At 70.4% G+C, this 21,078-nt stretch carries 20 protein-coding genes; 1 reads left to right on the top strand and 19 read right to left on the bottom strand.

Features of this window, described 5'->3' with window-relative positions; all coding sequences use genetic code 11:
* Positions 1-3: 3 nt before the first annotated feature.
* The 4 genes from A6A29_RS34215 to A6A29_RS34200 form a co-directional block, all read right to left on the bottom strand.
* Positions 4-1,461: a hypothetical protein gene (locus A6A29_RS34215; protein WP_073726310.1), complete on the bottom strand. Its 1,458-nt coding sequence runs from the start codon at positions 1,459-1,461 to the stop codon at positions 4-6.
* Positions 1,461-4,694 carry a phage tail protein gene (locus A6A29_RS34210; protein WP_073726308.1) on the bottom strand — a complete coding sequence of 1,078 codons (3,234 nt, stop codon included), beginning with the start codon at positions 4,692-4,694 and terminating at the stop codon, positions 1,461-1,463. The genes A6A29_RS34215 and A6A29_RS34210 overlap by 1 nt, the downstream gene beginning before the upstream one ends.
* A 68-nt stretch (positions 4,695-4,762) precedes the next feature.
* Positions 4,763-4,936, bottom strand: a complete 174-nt coding sequence (locus A6A29_RS34205) for a hypothetical protein (protein WP_385727957.1) — start codon at positions 4,934-4,936, stop codon at positions 4,763-4,765.
* Positions 4,937-4,974: 38 nt separating this feature from the next.
* Positions 4,975-5,517: a hypothetical protein gene (locus tag A6A29_RS34200; protein ID WP_073726306.1), complete on the bottom strand. Its 543-nt coding sequence runs from the start codon at positions 5,515-5,517 to the stop codon at positions 4,975-4,977.
* Positions 5,518-5,967: 450 nt separating this feature from the next.
* On the opposite strand from A6A29_RS34200, the gene A6A29_RS34195 reads away from it, so the two are divergent.
* Positions 5,968-6,672 (top strand): hypothetical protein, encoded by a 705-nt coding sequence (locus A6A29_RS34195; RefSeq protein WP_073726304.1) that lies wholly within the window; start codon positions 5,968-5,970, stop codon positions 6,670-6,672.
* A gap of 1 nt (position 6,673) precedes the next feature.
* Here the strand turns inward: A6A29_RS34195 and A6A29_RS34190 are convergent, their stop codons facing one another.
* From A6A29_RS34190 to A6A29_RS34125, 15 genes are all read right to left on the bottom strand, one after another.
* Positions 6,674-7,051 carry a hypothetical protein gene (locus tag A6A29_RS34190; RefSeq protein WP_073726302.1) on the bottom strand — a complete coding sequence of 126 codons (378 nt, stop codon included), beginning with the start codon at positions 7,049-7,051 and terminating at the stop codon, positions 6,674-6,676.
* A 195-nt stretch (positions 7,052-7,246) separates the two neighbouring features.
* Positions 7,247-7,429, bottom strand: a complete 183-nt coding sequence (locus tag A6A29_RS45580; RefSeq protein WP_206745378.1) for a hypothetical protein — start codon at positions 7,427-7,429, stop codon at positions 7,247-7,249.
* 497 nt (positions 7,430-7,926) lie between these two features.
* On the bottom strand, positions 7,927-8,523 hold the full coding sequence (locus A6A29_RS34180) for a hypothetical protein (protein ID WP_073726298.1): 597 nt from the start codon (positions 8,521-8,523) through the stop codon (positions 7,927-7,929).
* Positions 8,514-9,320: a hypothetical protein gene (locus A6A29_RS34175; RefSeq protein ID WP_073726296.1), complete on the bottom strand. Its 807-nt coding sequence runs from the start codon at positions 9,318-9,320 to the stop codon at positions 8,514-8,516. The genes A6A29_RS34180 and A6A29_RS34175 overlap by 10 nt, the downstream gene beginning before the upstream one ends.
* Positions 9,320-10,036, bottom strand: a complete 717-nt coding sequence (locus tag A6A29_RS34170; protein ID WP_241838756.1) for a hypothetical protein — start codon at positions 10,034-10,036, stop codon at positions 9,320-9,322. The genes A6A29_RS34175 and A6A29_RS34170 overlap by 1 nt, the downstream gene beginning before the upstream one ends.
* Entirely contained in the window at positions 10,033-10,737 is a 705-nt protein-coding gene (locus A6A29_RS34165; protein ID WP_073726580.1) for a hypothetical protein, read from the bottom strand. Before A6A29_RS34165 ends, A6A29_RS34170 begins: the two co-directional genes overlap by 4 nt.
* A gap of 149 nt (positions 10,738-10,886) precedes the next feature.
* On the bottom strand, positions 10,887-11,048 hold the full coding sequence (locus A6A29_RS45575) for a hypothetical protein (protein ID WP_158074498.1): 162 nt from the start codon (positions 11,046-11,048) through the stop codon (positions 10,887-10,889).
* Between the two features lie 9 nt (positions 11,049-11,057).
* Positions 11,058-12,125 (bottom strand): hypothetical protein, encoded by a 1,068-nt coding sequence (locus A6A29_RS34160; RefSeq protein WP_073726294.1) that lies wholly within the window; start codon positions 12,123-12,125, stop codon positions 11,058-11,060.
* The gene (locus tag A6A29_RS44530) at positions 12,122-12,562 is read right to left on the bottom strand and encodes a hypothetical protein (protein WP_107468380.1); all 441 of its coding nucleotides are present in this window, start codon (positions 12,560-12,562) and stop codon (positions 12,122-12,124) included. Before A6A29_RS44530 ends, A6A29_RS34160 begins: the two co-directional genes overlap by 4 nt.
* The gene (locus tag A6A29_RS34150) at positions 12,559-16,836 is read right to left on the bottom strand and encodes a hypothetical protein (RefSeq protein WP_073726290.1); all 4,278 of its coding nucleotides are present in this window, start codon (positions 16,834-16,836) and stop codon (positions 12,559-12,561) included. The genes A6A29_RS44530 and A6A29_RS34150 overlap by 4 nt, the downstream gene beginning before the upstream one ends.
* A 3-nt stretch (positions 16,837-16,839) precedes the next feature.
* Positions 16,840-17,400: a hypothetical protein gene (locus A6A29_RS34145; protein ID WP_198953470.1), complete on the bottom strand. Its 561-nt coding sequence runs from the start codon at positions 17,398-17,400 to the stop codon at positions 16,840-16,842.
* Complete coding sequence (locus tag A6A29_RS34140) at positions 17,397-18,227, bottom strand: cupin (protein WP_073726578.1); 831 nt, start codon at positions 18,225-18,227, stop codon at positions 17,397-17,399. Before A6A29_RS34140 ends, A6A29_RS34145 begins: the two co-directional genes overlap by 4 nt.
* Positions 18,228-18,320: 93 nt before the next feature.
* Positions 18,321-19,943 (bottom strand): major capsid protein, encoded by a 1,623-nt coding sequence (locus A6A29_RS34135; RefSeq protein WP_073726286.1) that lies wholly within the window; start codon positions 19,941-19,943, stop codon positions 18,321-18,323.
* Between the two features lie 150 nt (positions 19,944-20,093).
* Positions 20,094-20,324, bottom strand: coding sequence for a hypothetical protein (locus A6A29_RS34130; RefSeq protein ID WP_143197135.1), 231 nt, complete (start codon positions 20,322-20,324; stop codon positions 20,094-20,096).
* 29 nt (positions 20,325-20,353) lie between these two features.
* Positions 20,354-21,007, bottom strand: coding sequence for a hypothetical protein (locus A6A29_RS34125; RefSeq protein WP_073726282.1), 654 nt, complete (start codon positions 21,005-21,007; stop codon positions 20,354-20,356).
* Between the last annotated feature and the right edge of the window lie 71 nt (positions 21,008-21,078).

The raw sequence follows: 21,078 nt of genomic DNA, 5'->3' as shown, positions 1-21,078 counted from the left end.
CCCCTAGTACTCGCGACCGGACACGGAGATGGACACCGTGGCGTCGTCGGCGGCCGTCACCAGGGCATCCGCGGCGATCTCGACGCAGTACCGGCCGGCCATCAGCATCGGCACCGTCAGCGGCCCGCCGTCCCGCCCGTACACGTCGGACGATCCCTCGCATTGGCCCCCGCACTCCACGGTCGCCCTTCCGACCTGCCCGTCCACGGTGACCGTGCCGCCCGCCGGTACGTAAGCGACCTCGTACACCGAGTGCGGCGTGCAGCGGGCTGCCTCTGCGGCCTCCTCGCATGTCAGGCCGTCCATGTCGGCCGTGCGCTCGAACAGAGTGACCGTTACCCGGCGCAGATCCCGCGCTCCGGCGAACACCTCAATGATCGGTACTGCCCCGAACGCGGTCGGCCGTCCCGTGAGGTCGAGTCCGTACCACTCCTGATTCACAGCCACGGCGTGGCAGAAGCAGGTCGCGGGCGGGGGCGGAACTGGGGGCGTTGGCGTCCTGCACAGCGGGTCTGAACACAGCGCCCCCACCTCCTCGCAGTCCGCGAGTCGGCACGTCTTCTCGCACGGGGCGACGCGGTGGGTCTCCAGCGCCGGCCAGGACACCGGGCACTCGCGATCCGTCAGGTCCGCGACGACCGCCCCGGACGGGCAGCTGTCGCCCGGCTCCCAGCACACGGGAGGTACCGGTGGTGGGGCATCAGGGTCATGGACGCACCAGATGATGCACTCAGTGCCGTCGTCCGTCGGCACCGGCACTTCCAGCACCGGCACCGGGTCCGTCCACATCCACGGGGTGGCAGCCGTCAGCACGAACTCCACGGTCAGCATGTCCGCGCCGATGCTGCACCCGCCTCTGCCGGAGCACCCGCCGCTGCCGGTTCGGGAGATGACCTCCGGCGGGGAGACCAGGGCCACCCGGCGCAGGGTGCGCCGGTGCGCGTCCGCGAACGCCTGCGGCTCCTCGAACTCGGCGGGGCAGCAGTTGAACAGCGTCAGGGAGTCTCCGCCGCAGCCCCCGCCGCCGCACCCCCTCCCGGTTCCCCCGGCGAGCGCCTGGCCGAGCCACCGCAGCCCGTACTCCACGGCGCAGCAGGTCGCGCCGAGCAGCACGGCGGTGACGGTAAGGGTGCGGGCTTCGACCCGGGCCGCGCCCAGGGCCGCGCCGCCGGTTACCGCCGACGTCACCGTGCGCCGCACCGGGTGGATGTCCAGCCCGTCGACGCTGAGCACCATCAGGCCCGCGAGGTCTGCGGACTGCGGGACGTCCGGGTCGTACCACGGCGCCCCGTCCTCCTCCGGCGTCGTATACGGCTCGTCGCCGACGAGGACCGCATCGAAGGTCTCACACCCGCACGGCGAGGCCGTGTCCAGTGGACTGCCCACCGTCTCCAGGTAGGCCGCCAGTCGGGCGTGGTTGGCGATCTCCGTCCCCCCGAGGTCGAGGTACCACTCCAGCATCAGAAGGCCCCTTCCAGTGCCATGCGGGTGAAGACCCGGTGCGCGGTCGTCCGCGCGTCCCCGGCCTCATAGATGTTCCAGTTGTTCGTGACGGACCGGGCCGCGGTGGCAGGACGCCCGGGCGCGTCGGCAGCCGAGGCCCGGAGCGGGCCGAGGAGGTCCAGCAGGCCGGACTGCTCGGCAAGCTGCCGGGCCCGCTGCGGCCGGGTGAGTGGGATGACGACCTCCCGGCCCGCCTCCCCGATGAGCGCGGCCGTGGGGCGGTTAACGATCCCGCCGTCAGCGAACGGCAGCAGCCCCCGCACGCTGGACGGCAGCCCGCCCTTGATCTTGCCGATGATCTCGGACCCGATGTCTCCGAGCGACGCCACGATGCGCCCCGGCAGGGAGGAGAACAGCGACACAATGCCCGAGATCAGCGAACTGACCGCGCTCCGCGCTGCACCGTAGGCGGACTTGAACGCACCGCCGATGCGGCTGCCCAGGCTCGACAGAGCCGCCACGACCTTCCCCGGCAGCCCAGAGAAGAACGTCACGGCCGAGCTGACGAACGAGCTGATAGTCGCGGTGGCCGACGCCTTGGCCGAGTTGAACACTGAGACGACCCGGCCGGGAATCGCGGCGAGCACGGCGCCGATACGGCCGGGGAGCGCGGCGAAGAACGCCACGGCCGAGCTGATGAAGCCGGTGATCGCGGCCTTCGTCGCGGTGAAGGCGGAGACGAACGCCGAGCCGACTGCTGCGCCCAGCGACAGCAAGGCGTTCCCGATCCGGTTCGGCAGCTCGGTGAAGATGAAGATGATCGCGGCGACGGCGGTGAGCAGGGCGATACCGATACCGGCCATCGCGTTGATGAACGTGTCGAGGAGCAGTCCGGGAAGCGCTGCCAGGGCGGCAAGGATCCGGCCCGGCAACGCGGTGAAGAAGCCGACCACAGCAGTGATCCCAGTGGACACCCCGGTGGTGATGGACGTCCAGAGGCCGGTGAAAAACGTGGCGACGGTCGACCCGAAGGAGGACAGTGCGCTGACAATCTTGCCGGGCAGCTCAGTGAAGAAGTTGATCACTCCGGTGAGCGCGCCGACCGCCCCGGTGATGATCCCGACAAGCTTGGTGATCACCGGGACGACGGTGTTGATGATCAGCCAGCTCGCGAAGGACGCTGCGGCGCCCAGGATCACCCCGTTGAGCTGAGCGACGAGCGACAGCAGCGGGACGAGCGCCTGGACCAGGCCCGCGAACGGCGGCAGGAGCGGGACGAGCGCCTGGACCAGCGCGTCGAACGCTGCGATGAGCGGCGGCAGTACCGGCAGCAGGTTGCCCAGCATCTGAGCGATCAGTGGGGCCAGAGCGGTGACGATGTCACTGACCGCTGTCCCCACGGAGTCCAGGAGCGGGACCAGCGAAACCGCGGCCTGCCCGAGCGCGTCACCGAGCGCCGCCGCAACGGTCGTGATGACGCCGATCAGCGGGGCCAGCGCGGTGAGGAGGTTCGAGACGAGGGTGACGATCGGCGGGAGCAGCGGTGTCACGATCTTCAGAGCCGCAGCGAAAACGGTGGCAATCAGCCCGCCGACTTGGGTGAGCACGGGGGCCAGACTCCCGGCAAGCTGTGTGATCAGCGGCGCGACGGTCGTCACGAGCTGACCGAACGCTGGCAGGATCGCGCCGGTGAGCACCGGGACGAGCTGGAGCAGCGGCGGCAGGAGGGCGGAGATCGCGCCCCCGATCGCGCCGCCGAGCTGCGCGGCGATCGGGCCGAGCCCGGCGGCGAGAGCGTCGAAGGCTGCCGTGAGGGGCGGCAGCAGCGGCATCAGCGTGTTCGCGAGGGCCGTGATGATCGGCCCCAGCGCCGCCGCGAGGACCGAAAGGGCGTTGCCCAGGATCGAGTTGGCGGTGATCGCGAGCTGGGTGATCAGCGGTAGCAGCGGCTGGATCGCCGCTCGGACGGACTCGAAGATCGTGGCCAGCCCAGTCAGCTGCCCACCGCCCCCGGCGGCCAGAGCCCCGAAGACGTCCCCGATGATCCCGCCGATCTGGACGACGAGCGCACCCAACTCCCTGAAGACGCCGAGAGCCCCCTCTACCCAGGCGACGGCCTGCCCTCCGGTCGCGGCCGTCGTGAGGAACGCCCCGAACCGCTCGCCGAGACCGCCGATCGCGTCGCCGAGCCTGGCGCCGAACGCCTCCGATACGGCACCGGCGACCTGGGTGAAACCCGCAACGACCGGGGCCAGGGACCCGGCCAGTCCCTTCGCCGCGGCCGTCGTCCCCGCGACGATCTGCTCGACGGACGCGATGCCCTGCGTCGAGGACAGGAACTTTGTGACCTCCGACGCGGCCGTACCGAACTGGCCTGCGATGCCGGCCATACCCCGCTTGAGCGGACCGGCCAGCGCCTCGGCGACGGCCGTGATCTGCCCCTCCAGCGGGGCGAAGAACGCGTCCTGGACGGTGTTCTTCAGCTCGACGAGCTCCGGCCGCAGTGCCCGGAGCTCACGGGCCGCCGCCTGCGCGGCCGGGGACAGCCCCTCAAGGGCCTCCTCGAACTTCTTCGGGTCGTCCCCGAGCGCCGCCCCGAATGCCTCACCGACCCCCAGCAGGGCCAGCTTCAGGGAGTTGGTGACCAGCAGCATCCCGCCGATCGCCGCCGGCAGCGCGGCGATGATCCCGATCGCGGGGGCCAGCGAGGCGACGAACGAGGAGATACCGGCCGCGGCGGACAAGGCGGCCGACCCGACGGCCGCGAACCGCAGTGCCCCGGCGAGGGCCGACCCGACGCCGGAGGCCGCCGATACCAAGCCACCCAGGACGCTGCGGAACGGCCCGGCGTCCGCGTCGACCCGGGCGGTGAGAGTCGGGAGGTTGTGCGCGCGCAGCCGGGCGTCGAAGTCGCTCAGGTCCGGGACGACCCGGACCTGAACCTCCTCGCCCGCCAGAGCCGCGCGCAGCCGCTCCATGAAGAGCGCCGCGTCCGGGGCGACCGGGATGTTGATGCTCTCCAGGCCGCGGAGCCCGGCGAGGAGCTGCGCGTCGAAGCGCCGCATGTCCGGCTCGACGCGCACCTCGACGCTGAGCGACCGAAGGGTGCGCTGGAGGTCGCGGCCGAAGCCGCGCATCCCGCGCTCCAGAGCACCCTTGATGCGGACGCCGAGCGCACGTGCTTCCGCGACCGCCCCGGAGTCGTCCAGGGTGATCCGGATGCGTGCAGAGCCGTCGACGTCGTCGGCCACGGCAACCCCACTCGGGAGAGTTGGTTGCCCGGCCCAGAACCAGCGACGAGGTCAGGGTATCGGCACGCCTACCGGCCGCTGCCGAAAGCGGCGTCCTCTGCCTCCATACGGGCCATCAGCGCCTCCGCTTCCGCCCGGGACGCCCCTCCCCCTCGCGGAACCTGACGGGCCGCCGGGGCACCCTTGGGCGCGGCGTACAACTTGGCCTGGATACGGGCCCGCTCCGCGTCGTCAGCTGCCACCTGGTACATCTGCGCCTCAGCGGCGTTGAGCAGGCGCCTCAGCGTCCAGGTGCGCGGGTCGACCCCCCGGAGCGCGAGGTGGCCGTCCCACGAGTCCCAGCCGGCCGCGACGCTGTCGAGGAGTCGGCTGACTGTGTAGGAGGGCGCTGACCCCCCGAGTACAGCTCGATGACCCAATCCACCAGCTCCAGCAGCACACGGTCCGGCAGTCGCAGCCCGTCCACAACGCGCGCGCCCTCCAGCTCCTCCGCCCGGGCCAGGGCTGCGTCCAGGTCCTCGAAGGACTCCACCACCTCGTCGGCCACGATCACGTCCAGGCGCAGCAGCAGGGCGGCGGACGACGGCAGCATGAGCCCGCCGAGGAACACCCGCACCGCCCGGGTGACCCTCCGCAGGTCCTTCCCGTCGACCCCCGACAGGTCGTCCAGGTTCACGCCGCTCTGCTGCTGGGTGTCGCGGAGCTTCTGGTAGGCGTCCATGAACTCATCGCCCATGACCTCCGGCTCGAAGGCCAGCTCCAGGTCATCGCCGATCTCGGCGACGTGCGGCTTCGTGTTGATGGCGAAGCTCTTGTTGGCCATGGTGGCTCCCGGGGGTGGTGCGCGGTGCCCGGCCCAAAACCAGCGGCGGCAGCAGGGTAGCCGAGCGGACCGCCCTCGATCGATAGCTCAAATCACGCATGTCAGACACAGGGGGACGGAATGAACCGCCCATGAACCCCTTCAAGAAGTCCAAGAAGGCCGCCCGTCGACCGGCCCGGCCACGCCGGTTCAGTCCCCGGTCCCGCCCGTCGACCACACTCTGAGCACGTACATCAGCAGCGAGCACTACTCATCGTCGAGCAACTGCGGCGGAGGCTCGTCGTCCTACGACTCCGGAGACTCGTCCTCTCCTGCGACTCCGGCGGAGGCTTCTGACCCAGCGCGTCCACGCTCCACGCGTCCGGGGCAGCTGCGCCCCGGACGTCTCATCTCCGCCACAGCAACACCGGACGCTCACTAAGGGGTCCGGGTCGCTGGCACTGTCGCAATGTGGAGATCGCGAAGCTGGTCCTCGAATACGTCAAGGCCCTGGTGTGGCCCCTGGTGACGATCACGCTGGTGTGGGGGCTAAGGAGCCACATCCATGAGGCCATGAGGCGCATGATCCGGCTCGACACAGTCGCAGGCGCGATCGAATTCGCAGAGGACGCTCGCACGGTCCGAGAACAGGTCGAAGAACTGGCGGACACTCGTCCCGCGCTTCCCCCCGACTCCTCCACCGAACCCGAGCAGACACATGAAGTGGACCCAGATCAAGGGCCGGACTCACGGCAGCGGCACGAGCTGACCGAGCCCCTCTCAGCCACCGCAATCAGAGACACCAGGGCAGATTTTGGTCCGTTCACGTCCGCAATGACCCTCGCCGGCCGGTCGCCTGCTTCCGCAGTCACAGAAGCCTGGCTATTCCTGCGGTCAGCCATCATCCAGGCCGGTGCTTCCCGTGCGGTCGCCAGTTTCGACGTGTACGTCCGCGACAAGGAAGCCAGGGCTCTGAGAGATGTCCTACAGCGCCTTCGGCCCTTCGGCCTGTCCGGACCGGCGTTGATGTATTTCGAGCAACTGGATGACCTTCAACGCCAAGCCGCGATGGGCACGCAGGTGTCCCCTCGCGCCGCCGAGGACTTCATCATGAGCTGCTACTACTTCTACAACGATTTGATGGAGCTCGCGCCGGATCCCGAACAGCCGACGTGACTCACAACGCCTCGCGCACCGCGCGGGCGAGGAAGTTGTTCGCGGCGTTCCCTGGGTGGTTGACCCGGGCCGCGAACACGGTGCGCCCGCCAGCCTGAAACCGCAACGCCCGCGCTCGCCTCGGCCGGATGACGTGGGGGCGGGTGCCGTTGATGACGTACAGGGACGCCGGGTGGGTCGAGGTGATGATGGCCTGCATCTCCCGGCCGGTGCCCTCGACCCGCAGGGTGATGCCCCGGGCCATGCTGCCCGGGGCGAGCTGCTCGGCCCTCCTGACGACCGGGGCGGCCCGGCGTCGCAGCAGTCGCTCCCCGATCCCCCCGGGCCGACGCAGCGCCCGCTCGATGAACCGGCTGTCGATGTTCACTTCCACGCTCACGGGAGACTTCCTCCGGGGAGGGGGCGCAGCCTGGCTGCGCCACGGTGAGCGCCCGGCCCAGAACCAGCTGCGTCAGGAGACAGTATCGACCTAACGCTCGGCAAGCAGCCGACTACCCTGAGCCCCAGGTGCGCCAGCTTCTGCTGGAGCGCCAAGCCCCCCGTCACGCGGAAGCTGACGGGGGGCTCGGTTCATTCAGCGGCGACGCTGGACCACCAGGGCGACGACACCGAGCAGGGTCGTCGCGAGGAAGGTGGCGATCGCCCCGGCGAGCACCTCGGCCAACTCGACCGGCAGCAGCCAGACGATCGGTCCGCAGAGCGCCAGCATCAGACCGAGGAACACCACGCCGACTACGACGGACGTAGCGAGTGGCAAGAATTCGAGACGTGCATACTTAATAAAGAAGCGGAGGATGCCCATGCGTTATCCCTTCTGGCCCGCCGGGCGGTTCCTTGATCCCTACCACAGCATCAGGAAACGTTTGGCGGGCCGCACTTGACGCCGGGTCGGATTACCCGAACGCCAGGCCAGCTTGACGGAATCACGCCCGAACGTCTAGCGATCCCAATCCCAGATAAGCGCAGGTCAGCGCATTACAGGGTGGGCCCTCCAGCGCCAGATAGAGCCGCGCACCCCTGGCCTGCACAGAGCAGGGGGTAGAGGAACTTTCCTTACTGCAGAACAAGTTCCCGGGCGGGAACTCCCCCGCCGACTCAAGAAGCAAGATCAATCAAGGCCAATATATCGCTCTGGTAACGATCCGTTCCGGTGAGGGAATTCTCGATGTGCTGAGATCGCTTGCTCACCTGACGCGGACGCCGAACAGCGTGGCAGCGGAGCACTTCACCCCCGCCGATGCCACCCACGGCTCATCACGGCGACTCCCCATCAGGGCAGGGCGCGCACCCAGGTAGAGCAACGGTGACCCGCTGCTCCAGGCCGACACAGCCGCCTTGCGGCCCGATGGTCCGCTGAGCCCCCATCACGAACCGTCGTCCACGCCGCCGCTGTTCCGTCCCCGGCAGACAGCACAGCAGCGCGTTGTAGACCGTCACCATGTCGATGTGCAGCACCCGAGACGCGGCCGACAACTCCTCGCACGTTGGCGGGCATCCGTGCTCGGTGAACGTCGGCGCGCATCGGAGCAGGGTCACCGCGAGTTCCACCGCGGTCATCGGTGGCGGCATGCAGCCGCGTACGCCCTGCACGCTGCTGGACTCCGCCGGGAAAGCGACGTCCGACGAGGCGTATAGCCGTGCGACGGACACGGTGAGCTGCCCGCCCGTCGCCGTCTCGCTGCACGGGTCGTCGCACGAGTCCCACGCGACCGCTCCCGGGACTACGCAGGTCCGGCACGACGGACACCCGGGCTGACCGTCGACCGTCGCCGCGGTGGTGTCGAGGGCGACGCACACGCAGCCGAGTACCGCTTCGGTCAGGTCGTGGATCACCAAGGGCGTCAGGGCCATGTCGTCACCCGGGGCCGCTTGTAGTCCGGGCTGTAGACCCGTGACGGGCTCGTCATCCGGTACGGGTTCACCATGCTGATCCACATGTCCGCGAGGGGGAGGCCGGTGAAGCCGTCCCGGTAGAGGAGCATCGGGTCCGGCATCTCCATCTCCATGCCCTGGCGGGAGATCCGGGTCAGGTTCCGGTTGACCTTGCAGCCGCAGGAGCCCGCGGGGGCGCAGCCCTTGAGGAGGTGGCACGTCAGCTCGGAAACGGCGGCAATCGCGGCGTCGTCGAGGGGAAGCCCCCACCGGTACGTCACGGCGAACGTGCCTTCCTCGGTCGGAGGCAGCTCCATCGCCTGGCAGTCCGGCCAGCACTCTCCGTCCGTACGGACGAGCCGGCCGGGGGCATCGACCCGGTACGCCTCCGGCACCAGGGCCTCGCCGTCGACCAGGACCTCGACGACGTCGTACACGGGGCCCGGCAGGTCGACTTCGCACAGCTCGCCGCACGAGCAGTCCGACTTGCAGCCGCATGTCGAGGCGTTGCGCCACTGCCCGTCCGTCCCGATGTACGGGATCCACGGGCCCGTGCTCGTCCCGGCCTGGAAGCTGGGGAAGCCCATGTCGGCGCAGGAACGGCGGCACGGGCGCACGGTGACCGGGCACGGCCCCCACCGGCGGCCGGACAGGCCCCAGAGGATCTGGGAAGCCACGCGCGTCCACCGGTCGACCGTGGCCTGCTCCATGCCCTCGGGCACCTCGCAGCACAGTTCCACCGGCCAGGGCTCGCACGGCCCGATCTGGAGCGGCATCAGTACCTACCCGAGCTCTCGTAGAGGGACGGCTCAGGGAAGCACCTGCGGATGTGCTGGCCGACGTGCCCGTTCGCGAAGGAGTCCGGCATCGTCGAGAGGAACGGGCTGTGCGCCCCGTATCCGGTCGGCGCCCGGTGCAAGATCTTCACGTCGGCGATCTGCTCCCCGCCGAGCTGGGCAAGGTTCCCGTACAAGGTCCGCTTGTGCACGACGTCCAGGTGGCTGCCGAGGTCGAGCGCCTGAAGCATCTGCGCCTTGTCGACGACCAGTGGGACGTGCAGCTCGTACGACAGCGGGTCCGGGTGCCCGTGCTCGCCCAGGAGCGCCGCCGTCTCCCGCATCCCTCGCAGGTACTTCCCCGACGCCCGCGCCGCGTAGTACGCCTCGACCTCACGGACCGGGCCGCGGTGGAGTACCGGCATCTCCTTCACCTTGTGCATGACGAAGAAGTCGTCGTTGCACAGCAGGAAGGGGTCCGACACCAGCGGATTCTCACAGGCTTTCCGGACCGCCGCAGTGGTGTTCTCGTACTTCGTGCCGCCTTGGTGCAGCGGCAGGTGCCGGGCCGTCTTCACCCACTGGGGGAGGTAGCCGACGACCCACACCCGCCCGTGCGGGAGGTGGGCCGCCCACGACCGCAGTGCATAGCGCAGCTGCCGGTTGACGCCCCCCTCCCGCACGGGGACCACGATGTGCGGAGCGCCCACGGTCACGAGGCCAGGCAAAGGTCGCCCTCGACCGGCAGGTACTCCGTGGACGGCTCCGGCGGGGCGATCGTCGTGATGAACGGGCGCCGGTGACAGTTCTGGCCCAGTGGCGTCAGCATCGGGCCGGGTGTCCCTGCGGCGTCCTGGGCCATCACGTCGTACGGTCCGACACCCCACTTGCCACCGGCCCGGGTCGATCCGGTGAGGGTGAAGTTCACGCCTTCGGAGCCGAGTTCGAGGTCGCCGATGATGCCGTTGGTGACCCAGGGCATGAGGAAATACTGCCAAGCGCCCTCGGCGGTCTCCTCCTCCGGGCACACGTCCTCTCCGAGGATGTCCGCCCACAATTCCAGGGCGAACCCGGCGCGGCAGGCGATAGAGCAGTCGTCCCAACCGATCGGGCGCCCGGCGTGGTCGTAGAAGACGGGACTTCCGGTCATGATCTCGATCAGCTCTGGCGATGCCTGGTAGAAGACCAGCTCGATGTCGTAGCCGTTGAGGGTCGGGCAGCCCTTTTTGTAGCCGCACTGCCGCCCGTTGGCACCCTTGAAGCTGGTGTCCTCGCCCTCTTCGATGTTGGCGTTCATCGCGAGGGAGGCAAAGCAGTCAGTGACGTAGGCGTTGTCTTCTCCGCAGACCGGGCGGCCACAGCCGTTGACGCGGGTCACGCGGAAGGTGTCCGCGTTGGCGATAAGCGGGGCAGTCACATGGGCCTCCACCATGAGATGGGTGGCCCGGCCCAGAACCAGCAGCGCGCTCCGATTCTAGCCGCCGCCCCCACGGCGCGGGGGGCTGGAAAGTGCAGCGGCTCGCCGGGCGGGTGCGCGGCGAGCCGTCAGGAGTGCGGGGAGGTCGCTCAGCTCTGGTCCCCAGGCAGGGCGACGGCGATCGTGCCGGCCGCCTGGTGGTACTCCTCGGCAGTCACCTCCCGGTGGCCGTCGGGGATCGCGACGGGGAAGACGGTGGTGTCGCCGTCGACGGCCATGGTGCCGCCGTCGTCGGAGAGGTAGTAGCGCACCGAGGGCTCCTAGCGGGTGAGGGCGAACAGGTGAGTGTCGGTGATCCATTGGTGGATCGTCACGGTGCCAGCAGTCACCCGGATTGCCGGGTAGACGCGGACCGCGTAGCCGGTGTGCGGCGGCAGGACGGTGGCCTGAGCCGTGGAGAAGGTGACCCTGCGGCGTCCGGCGGGGCCGGGCGGGGTCAGCTCGCTGTACATCAGCCGCGAGGTGGCACCGGCTCCGTCGATCGATACCGCGTATGCGACGTCGAAGATGGCTCCCGCGGTCCAGGAGATTTCGGCGTGCCCCGTGAACTCCGTGCTGAAGGAGACGCCCCGGCAGAGGCTGAGGGTGTCCGGGTCGTAGCGGCCCTCCGACCACGCCGTGGCGTCGATGATGACGACGGTGCCGGTCGCGGGCATGGCCGGTGTGCCCATCGGGTGGTTCTGCTGGAGGGTCAGCGCCGCAGTGGTGTGTTCCGGCGGCGTCCACAGCGCGCCGCTGGACGGGTCGCACTTCAGCGTCGAGTTCGCCGCCGCGTCGCAGTCCCAGTCATCCGCCCACGGCTGCTCCCCCGCGATCGGGAAGGCGGCCAGGGGCGCGGCCGTGGATCCCTCGCCCTGGAGTCCACACCCGATCGCCAGCGGCTCGGCCGCGCCGCCGGGCGGGACCAGGAGACCGCCGTCCGTACCGATGCCCAGAGTGTTCCCGGCGTCGGTCGACGGCCGCGCGGACACGACGCCGGTGTCCGGGTCGTAGGCGGCCCCGTCCCCCGCGCTGATGCAGCCGCGTACCTGCTCGCACTCCAGGTAGAGCCCGTCCGGGCCTGCCTGAAGCAGCTGGTCACCGCCGCCGGGCGGCGACGGGTCCAGGATGACAGCGGCGCTCACCTGGACCGGGTCCGCTGTCGTCCCGGTGCCGGTGACGGTCATGTCGACGGTCGGGGTGTCGACGGCCTGGATCACGGTCGGGTCGCCGCCTCCGCCGACCGCGCCGATGACGTAGGGGTCGGTGGTGGAGCCGCCCCCGTCGACGGTCGCGCCGGGGCCAGCAGTGATGACGCAGTCGCAGGAGCGCTCCTCGCAGCAGCTCATGGGGCTCCCCCTTCCTGGGGGTCGGTGGCGATCAGATGGACGGTGACGCCCACCGCCGGAAGAGCAGCGGCCAGCAGGGAGATCCCGAGCAGCTCGACGACGGCGGCGCCGTCGGCCTGGACCGTCGTGCCGGCCGGGCTGTTCGCGGTGATCCGGACCGCGCGGAAGCCGACGCCCCCTTCCACGGCGAGGGTGACGACCGGCGGCGCGGTGAACGGCGGCGACCAGGAAATGATTGCCTGCCCCGTGGCGTTGGTGACCGCGCGGACGCGCTCCACCCGGACGCCGGGGCCGCCCGGAGCCCCCGGCTCGCCAGGCAGGCCCTGTTCACCAGGCGCTCCAGGTGCGCCTTGCTCGCCCGGCCCTCCTGGAGCGCCCGGCTCTCCTGGTGCTCCGGGCGGGCCGGGGAGGGCGATACCGCCGGTGGTGCCGCTCACAGCGTCACGCTCCGCGTCCAGGCGACGGCCACCGGGCCATCGATCGCGGACACAGTGAGCGGACCGGTGAGGCCGGCGTCGGAGTCCCGGGCAACCGACCATCCGATGCTCTCCCCAGCGGCCAGGGCGCTCGGCCCGTCCACCGTGGTGACCTGCCCGGTGCCGTGCGCGACGACGGCGACGGACTGGAGCAGCGGCACCGTGGCCGCGTCCCAGCTCGCCCCCGCCGGGAGCAGCACCCGGTGCGCCTGGACGCCCCGCGCCGCTGGAGCACCCGCCACCGGCCCGTCGTCCACCGGGGCAACCGGCTCGTACGGCCCGGTCATGTCCGGCAAGTACGTGCCGACAGGGGTGAGCACGCCGGTGCAGCCGTCCACCGAGACCAGCTCGACGTACCGGACGTCGCCGACGCCGTCGCCGTCGGTGTCGTCCCACCGGCACGCCTCCACGACGTGCGCCCGACACGGGCTGTCGCAGGCGCCCACAGCCCCGGCCACGGTGTACGGCGTCGTGCCGTCCAGCAGGGTGTCCAAGACGGTCGGGGCGGTCGCCTCGCCGGTGTAGACGAGGTGCCGCAGGAACGGCACCGGGTCGGCCTCGCCGACGGTGTCGCACAGTTGGAGGGCCTCGACATCCGGGTAAGCGGGCTCCTGGCAGAGCACCAGCTCGGCGCCCGCCGGGAGTTCCACCGCGTTCCCGGTGGTCGGGTCGGTGAGGCGCTGCGCCGTCCGATCTCCGGACTGGTCGTCGTAGAGCCGCTCCACGAGGACCTGCCCGGTGACGTCTCCGCCCGCGTCCCGGATGCACATGACGTCGGCCTCGACGTCGACCCGAAGCTCCGGCGGCGGCTGCTCGCAGCACTCTGCGGCCGGGGTGCACTGGCCGACCTCGCCGGTCACCTCGTACGGCTCGCCGTCCAGGGTGGTGTCCGTGGTCGAGAGGACCGCGCCGGTCTCGCAGTCCGTGACCTGGCGGCGCAAGAACTCCACCGTCCGGGTCATGACGATGTCCAAGCGGCCCTGGACCCAGTTCGAGCCGGCCCCGTCGCGGACCTCGATCTCCACAACGTTCGGCCCGGCCGTGACGGGCATCTGTGCCGTGCCGGTGGTGGCGGGCTGGTTCCACTGCCCATACATGCCGGCGTCGATGCCGTTGACCCGCACTCGGGCCCCGCCGTCGCCCCGGAACCCTGCCGACGTGACGACCGCGACGCCATCCTCCGGCGCCTCGAAGACCTTGCGGAGGATCCACCGGTGCGGGGCGATGTCGTACCCAGGCCAGCCCGGTCCGGCCCCGGCGTAGAGATCGGACCGCGCCCCCATGAAGGCGGGGCTCCCGGCAGGGTGCGGGGCGTCGTACGGCAGCGCGGACTCGGCGGGGACTGCCGGGTCAACTCCCGTGTAGCTGACGACCTGCCACCCGTCCGCCCCTGGTCGGCTGGACGGGTCGAAGACCGTCTGCGCCTCCTGCGCGGCGGTGTCGCACAGAAGGGTGCTGGAGGTGTCCCGGCACGGCTCGGTGCCGTCGCCGCAGCCACAGCAGCCGTCAGGGAGGAGGGTCGTGCCTTGGAAGCGGACAGCCGAGCACGCGTTGCCGCCGCCGGTGTTGCCGTACCGGTAGGCGATCGTGGGCGGCGGGGCGTCCCAGTACACGTAGGCCGTGGTGTTGCTGACGTTGGCTCTGATCGTCGATCCGGTCCACGTGACGTCGCCCTCGACGCGGGACGGGAGCGGGTTCAGCCCAGTGACCCCCTCGAAGGTGTCGAAGTCCAAGAGGTCCAGGCGGAACGTCGTCATCTCCTGAGCAGCTGAACTCAGAGTGAGGGTGTATGTGGTCGGGTTGTTGAAGACGGGCGAGGCCGGATTGTAGGCGCCACAGGCGCCGCTGGCGGGGCTGCTGGCGTGGAGCCGGACCTGGGCGGCCTCGCCGGTCTCCGGGTTGGTGACCGTGTAGATGAAGTCGTGCTGGACCGTACCCGCCGGGTCTTCGGCGATCCCGGACTGCGGCCACACCAGTTCGCGCAGTGCTGGCACGCCGCCGCTTCCGCAGTCCACGACCTCGACCGGGGTGTAGGGCGTGGTGCCGTCCATCGCGGTGTCGCGGGTCTCGGCGAGGGTGCCGGCGCAGTCGTGGACCAGGTGCCGGAGGAACGGCACGGCACAGCGGCGCCCGTCGTCGCCGGGCTCGACCGTCGGGTCGAGGTCGCACAGACGCAGGGTCTCCACCGTGGAGGCGCACGGCTCAGCCTCCGGGGGGTGGCAGACACCTACGGTGCCGGTCGAGGTGTAGGCGGTGGTGCCGTCCAGCGTGGTGTCGGTGACGTCGAGGACGTCGCCCTCGCTGTCACGGCACGTCGTGCGCAGGAAGGGGATCGTTGGTGGGGCTACGTCGACCAGCCCGATCATCCGCCCGAGGAACGGGGCCACGCCGGGGCCGTTGAAGGTGAGCTCTGTCGTGCTCGGATGCCGGAACGTGGAGACCGACGTGTTGTTGCTCGCTGCCGTGGTGCACAGGGTCCGGGACGCCGCGTTGTACGTATGGACTGGGGCCAGGGCCACCACCTCAGTGCCCTCGGGAAGGACGAGGCAGTCGATGTTCCGGCGGATCTGAACGCCCCACTGGACGCTCACGAGCGTGTCGAACGTCCACGTCTGGGTCGCCTGGTTCATGAGCCACCAGGGCTGACCGAGCATCCACGTTCCGCCGGCTCGGGTGTATGTGACGCCGTTGGGCAGGGTGCCCGTCGTGCCCCCACCGGCTGGGACCTGGACCGGCAGCGGGGCCACGTCACACAGGAGGTGGCTCTCGCAGACCCGGGAGGGCTGGGGGCACACGCCCACCCGCCCAAGGGGCTCGAACGGGGTGGTCCCGTCCAGGAGCGTGTCGGCGACGACGCCGACCTGGCCACTCTCCGAGTCGACCTGGTAGGCGCGCAGGAACTGGGTGACCGTGCCGTCCTCGTCGTTGTTGCAGAGGACGGCGACCTCGGTGTCCTTCCCCGGCTCCACTGTCACCGGGATCGGGTCTGTCGGGCAGACCTTGACGAGCTGTGCGAGGGGCGGGGGCGGGAGGTCCGGGCATCCGGTCACGTCGTAGGCGAACTCGGCAGACCACTCCGAGAAAGTCCACGCCTTGCACTTCGCGGCGACGTTGAAACTCTTCTGCCAGGTCTCGGCACTGACGACGGCGTACACCTGCCCGACCGCCAGGCGGTCAGCGGGGATCGTCGCCGTGACTTCCCTCGTCCCGGAGGACCCAGCGGGCGTGTTCTGGGGGAACGCGTGGCCTCCGGCCTGCACCGCGCTGCCGTCCGGCTGGTGGTACATCAGGAACAGGGCGCCCGTGGATGCCTGACCGGCGTCAGGGCCTTCCTGGGCGTAGTTGAGCCGGATGGTGACCGTGACGGTGCCCGCGTCGCAGAGCGGGCGCGGCACGGCCGGGAGACGGAGAGCGCCGAGGCCGTGGTCCTGGCCGCTGGTGGAGACGCCGCACTTCGTCGCGGGCAGGTGCCAGGTGCCTCCGGTGATGAGGGCGCCCATGCCGGGCACCTCGTGCTCGGTCGCCGGGCTGATCGGCCGCGACAGGGCGACGGAGGACAGTTCCTCGTTGCCCGAGACGATCGGGCCGGAGACCCCGGGCGTGCCGCCGGTGCCGGTGCCGCAGGGGACGAGGGAGCCCCCGCAGGTGCCGACGCGGCCGACCGGGGTATAAGCGGTGGTGCCGTCGAGCAAGGTGTCCGATGTGCTGCTGGTGCCGTCACCGGTCGGCGTGAGCTGCCGCAGGAACTCGGTCACGGTGCCGTCGGTCCCCGTGTCGCAGAGGACCACGTACTCAACGTCGTTGACCGCACCGGGGCAGATGCCCAGCGTGCCGACCACGGCGTACGGGTCACCGGCCGGGGTGAGGGTCCGCACGCCGATGAGCTGGCCGGTGTCGTCGTACTCGTACTCCACCAAGACAGGGGCAATGACCTCGCCCGCGGCGTCGAGGTCGCACCACTGGCCCACCTCGAACTGCTGCGGCTGACCGACGCACGCCTCAGAGCCGACCGGGGGCGGCCCAGCGGCGAAGGTGCCGGTCAGCAGGTTCAGCCAGCCGGAAACCTCCGGCGCGGCGGCATCGGTGCCGCAGTCCGCGCACGCGGTGACGGCCAGGACCGCGATCGGTGTCCCGTCCGCGAGGCACAGGCCAGTGGAGGCCAGGCCCGGGGAGCAGCACGGCGGTACCGGCGGCTCGGTCTCTGGGGCAGCACAGGGAATCGGCTCAACGGGCACGGCTCATGCCTCCGGGTGCTTCATGCGCTCGTGGGTATCTCTCCCGCGCTCGGTGGTGAAGTCGCGGTCGCAGCTACCACACGGGAAGACACCCTCCGGTGCCCCGGAGGGCGCTGCCTCGCTGGTGTCAGCGGCGGTGAGCGGCACCGAGTCCGCGTCGTACGCCTCGGCGGGGACCTCGGGCACCGGCTCGCCAGGGACGGCTTCCCGGAACCCTGCCTCGGTGGCGACGCCCACCAGCTCAAGGCCGGCCGTCGTACCGAGGGGGCACTCCGGGTGTGGGTGGACCTCTCCCCCGACCTCCTCGTAGCACTTCCCGCAGTCCAACAGTCTCGCGAACGGCTGGTTGCCGAGCGCGGCGTCTTCGTCGGGCGAGACGTACCGGTGGCCGTCGACGACCGCGCCGATCAGCAGCTCCTCGGGGAGGGCGGTGAACAGGTCCGCGGGGACGGCAAAGCTCGTGGGGCTGACGGTCCGCCACTTCGGCTTCTGGAGGACCGCGTGCGCGGCGAACGCGCGCCGTTGCTCCGGGTTCGGCTGGACCTCGATCATGGGCTTCCTCACGTGCAAGTCACCACCTGTACGGCACATACGGTGCAGGTCGTGCCGACGACGTAGGTCCGCTCCACCAACACGCGCCTGTCGTTGTTCCTCGTGTTCACGGACGGGCGGGGCCGGTCCGGGACCGTCTCAGCCGGGCCCCGGCGGATCACGACCGGGCCGGTGATGTACAGCCACGCGGTGCCCGGATCGGCGGGGATCCCGCCCGGCCCGGAGTTCATCGCGCTGTAGCCGGCGCCGATGATGGCGCAGTTCCCAGCCAGCGTCCGCAGGTTGCCAGCCGGGTCCTCGGACAGCAGGTTGCAGCAGCCCAGGAGGGCCGCCGCCCCAGCGGGGACGTGGAGGACACCGCGCCCGCCGTAGGACTCGGCCAGACACCCTTCCAGGGCGGCGACGCCCTGGGCGACGGACACGGGCCCGGCAGCCGGGGTCAGGTCGACGGCGGTCATCGCCAGCGTGCTCGTCCAGAAACCCGCCTCCACGGCCTCCTGCTCCCCCAGGGCGAGCGACGCCTCCGCGTGGGCGCGGGCCTCCGCGTACGTCCACCCGATGGTGGAGCACTCGGCACCGGCGTACACGGTGATCGGGTCGGCGTGCTCCGTCGCTGGCCGACAGAACTCCTTCTGCGGGCGTGCGCCCGGTGACTCGTCGCCCGGCGACTCGCCGTCCAAGCACGGGTCCCGCCAGACGTTGACGGGGCAGCAGCCCAGCGACAGCCACTCGACCCCGAGGAGTTCGTGAGTGTCTTCGACGTCGCGGATATCGGTGCAGGCACCGAGGATGCCGTGCGGAAGGGGCTCGCCCGTGATGGCCTCGACGTATCTCCTCATGCCCGCCACAGCTCACCTCCGTTCAAAATGGGGCACCGGGGCCCGGGTCAGGTCGCCGGGCCCCGGCACGATGCGGGGTGTGAAGGGGGCAGGTCAGGCGATGGGGCAGTCGATACCGAGCTGCTGGCCGGTACGGCCGTCCGCGCAGACGGGCACGGTCACGACTCGCGCCTCCGCGTTCCGGGCGATCAGCGCGCTGCACTCCTCGGTGAACAAGGCGGTGTAGTCGTTCGTCTGGAACTTGCTGCTGTCGTGGATGACGCCCAGCGAGATTTCGCCGCCGCGCCCGGCCTCGAACGTTCCGGCCGGGTAGATCAGGAAGGGGATGCTGGCTGGCCACGCGGTCGCCGGGTCGGGCCCGCCGATCGAGTCCGGGACGGCCGGGTTCAGGCCGCGGGCCCACTGGATGCTGATGCCGAGCTGGGCGAACGCGGCGACGACGCTCTGCACGTCGATGTCGCTGACCGAGACGCCGTTCTGCCGGGCGATGTCGGCCAAGAAGAGATTCTTCGACCACCAGGGGAAGACGACCTCCACCTGGATGTTCGCGCAGAGCGACAGCTTCTCGGTCATATCGGCGGCCTGGAGCGCGACGGCCCCGAACATGGCGCTGAACGCGCCGAACGTGGCCGCGATCGTGACCGGGGTCGACGCGGCGACGGCCTGCGTGAACAACTCCTGCTTCATGCGGATCTCGTGCGCGACCATCGCAAGGGACTGGTAGTACGCCACCAGTTCCGGGAAGTGGCGCTGCGTCAGAATGCCGGCCTCCAGGCACGCCCCGATCGCCTCACACCGCACCTCCACCGGGTCCGGGCACGGAATCTTGAAGCAAGCCTTGGTGGCGCCGCTGATGTCGTCGGCCTCGGTGTGCACGAACGTCATCGACGCGACGTCGAGGGACGGCATCGGGAAGTACCGCAGGCCACCGCGGGCGAGCTGGATCTCCGGGAGGTCCCACAGCATCTCGGGGCAGGACATCCCGGTCAGCTCGTAGACGGTCTCGGACGGGGCGCACCATCCGCCGGACGCGACCAGGTCGCCGCCGTTGAGCCGCGCCTGGTCGCCGGCGAGGACGACCGCCCGGGTGCCCTCGGTGCCCGAGCTGGAGTCGTTGACGATCAGCTCCGGCTGGAAGGGGAGCCGGTAGCTGGCGGTGAGTCCGACGCCGCCACCGGCGGTCTTGAGCGCGTTCGCGCGGCGGATGATGCCCTCGGTGACGCCCTCCATGTCGAGGGCCTGTCCGGGCGAGTAGCCGGGGACGTCGACCGAAGCGGTGATCTCGGGGCGCGGGTTCGGGTCCGGGGGCAGCACGCGGGGCATCCGGCGGCGCACGGACGCCAGGTTCAGCGCGGGGCGACGGCCGGACGCGGTGACCGCGGGGGTCTCCGGCTCGGGGGTCGGCTCGGGCTCGGCAGACGCGGTCTCCTCGACCTGGGCCACCGTGTCCGTGGTGTCGTCCATGCTGTCACCGCGTACGGAAGCGGCGAGGGCGTCGATCTCGGCGGCGGCCTGCTCAGCGGCCTGCTGGCGGGCGGTCTGCTCGTCCCGGATCGCCTTGACCCCGTCGCTCAGGGAGCGCAGGCCCTCAAGATCTTTCGTGGTGATGGTCTCGGCGCGAGACCCCGCATCGAACGCGGCGATGGCCCCGGCGAGAGCGTCAGCGAGCTGGTCGTCGTCGAGGGCAGTGATGTCTTCGGGAAGCTCGAAGTCCATGGACGGATCTCCAGATGGATGGAGACCCGGCCCATAACCAGCAGTCGCACTACGTGGGTGGCATCTTAGCGGGCGCTTCGCCTCGCTTCGCGGTTCGAACGTGCGGGGCCATCTGGACTTCGCGGGCGTCCGTGCCGTTCCTCTCGCCACTCATCGGCCGGTTTCTTTCAGCCTGTATACCCGCAGGAAGTCCTCGCATTTCAGGTTTCGGTGGCGGTCGCCCCAGCCGGGGCCGCTCGCCCGTCGCCACCGCACGTAGCCCGTCGGTTCGTGGATCTCGACCACAACGACTTGCGTGTGATCGGTGCGGTGCTCATACAGAGCGCCGACACCGGCGCGGTTCATCGTTCTTGTGGCCTCTCGCCACAAAGAATCGGCCATCTCACTCATTTCACATTCGGCCGGTCGTGTCAGTCCTCGGTCAGTTCGTTGAGCTGATCGGCCTGCCCCTGCCACCAGTCCCGGGCCCGCCATGCGGCGTGTACGCGGCTTTCCAGGGTGCTCGCCAGATCGCTGAGCACGTACGTCAGCGCGTGGGACCGGTCGCCCCCCTCCGCGGCGGCCAACGTGTCCTCGTCGCTCACGAGGGAGGGCTGTTCCGCCGCGTCTTCGGGAAACTCGGGGTCGAGGTGGCCGGTGTGTACCCCGGCGATGAACTCGGCGGCTGCAAAGGTTTCGCGCTGCAACCGCCCCAGCGTGCTGGCCAGAGCGCCCCAGACCAGCGCACCCCGCACCGCCGCGTCGCGCCGGTGCCCGGGGTCCAGCTCCCGCCACTCCTGCATCGACGGCACTTGCGCCCCGCACTTGAGCAGGTCCAGCTCCAGAAGCCCGGCCAGCGGCGGCTCGCCCGTCTCCCGACGCCGCGCCGCGACCAGTGACTTGGAAACGGCCTGGACGCTGACCCCGAGCCCTTCCGCAGCCTCGGCCTGACCGCCGACCGCGCCGACGTACCGCTCCAGCGCGACAGCGCGCCGATCGGCCTCCGCCTGCCGCTGCTGCGCCCGCCGTTCCTCGGCATGCCGCAACACCGCCGGCACCGTTTCGGAAGCAGGAAACACGCCCATACCTGACCTTCTTTCCCTCGGTCGTTGACTACCCACCCCCCATTCAACCCAAGGGTTGATCGGATGTCAAC

Source organism: Streptomyces sp. TSRI0281 (assembly GCF_001905125.1).
Classification (GTDB): Bacteria; Actinomycetota; Actinomycetes; order Streptomycetales; family Streptomycetaceae; genus Streptomyces.
The sequence above is the reverse complement of the archived record's forward strand: the minus strand, read 5'-3'. Positions and strand labels throughout refer to the sequence as shown.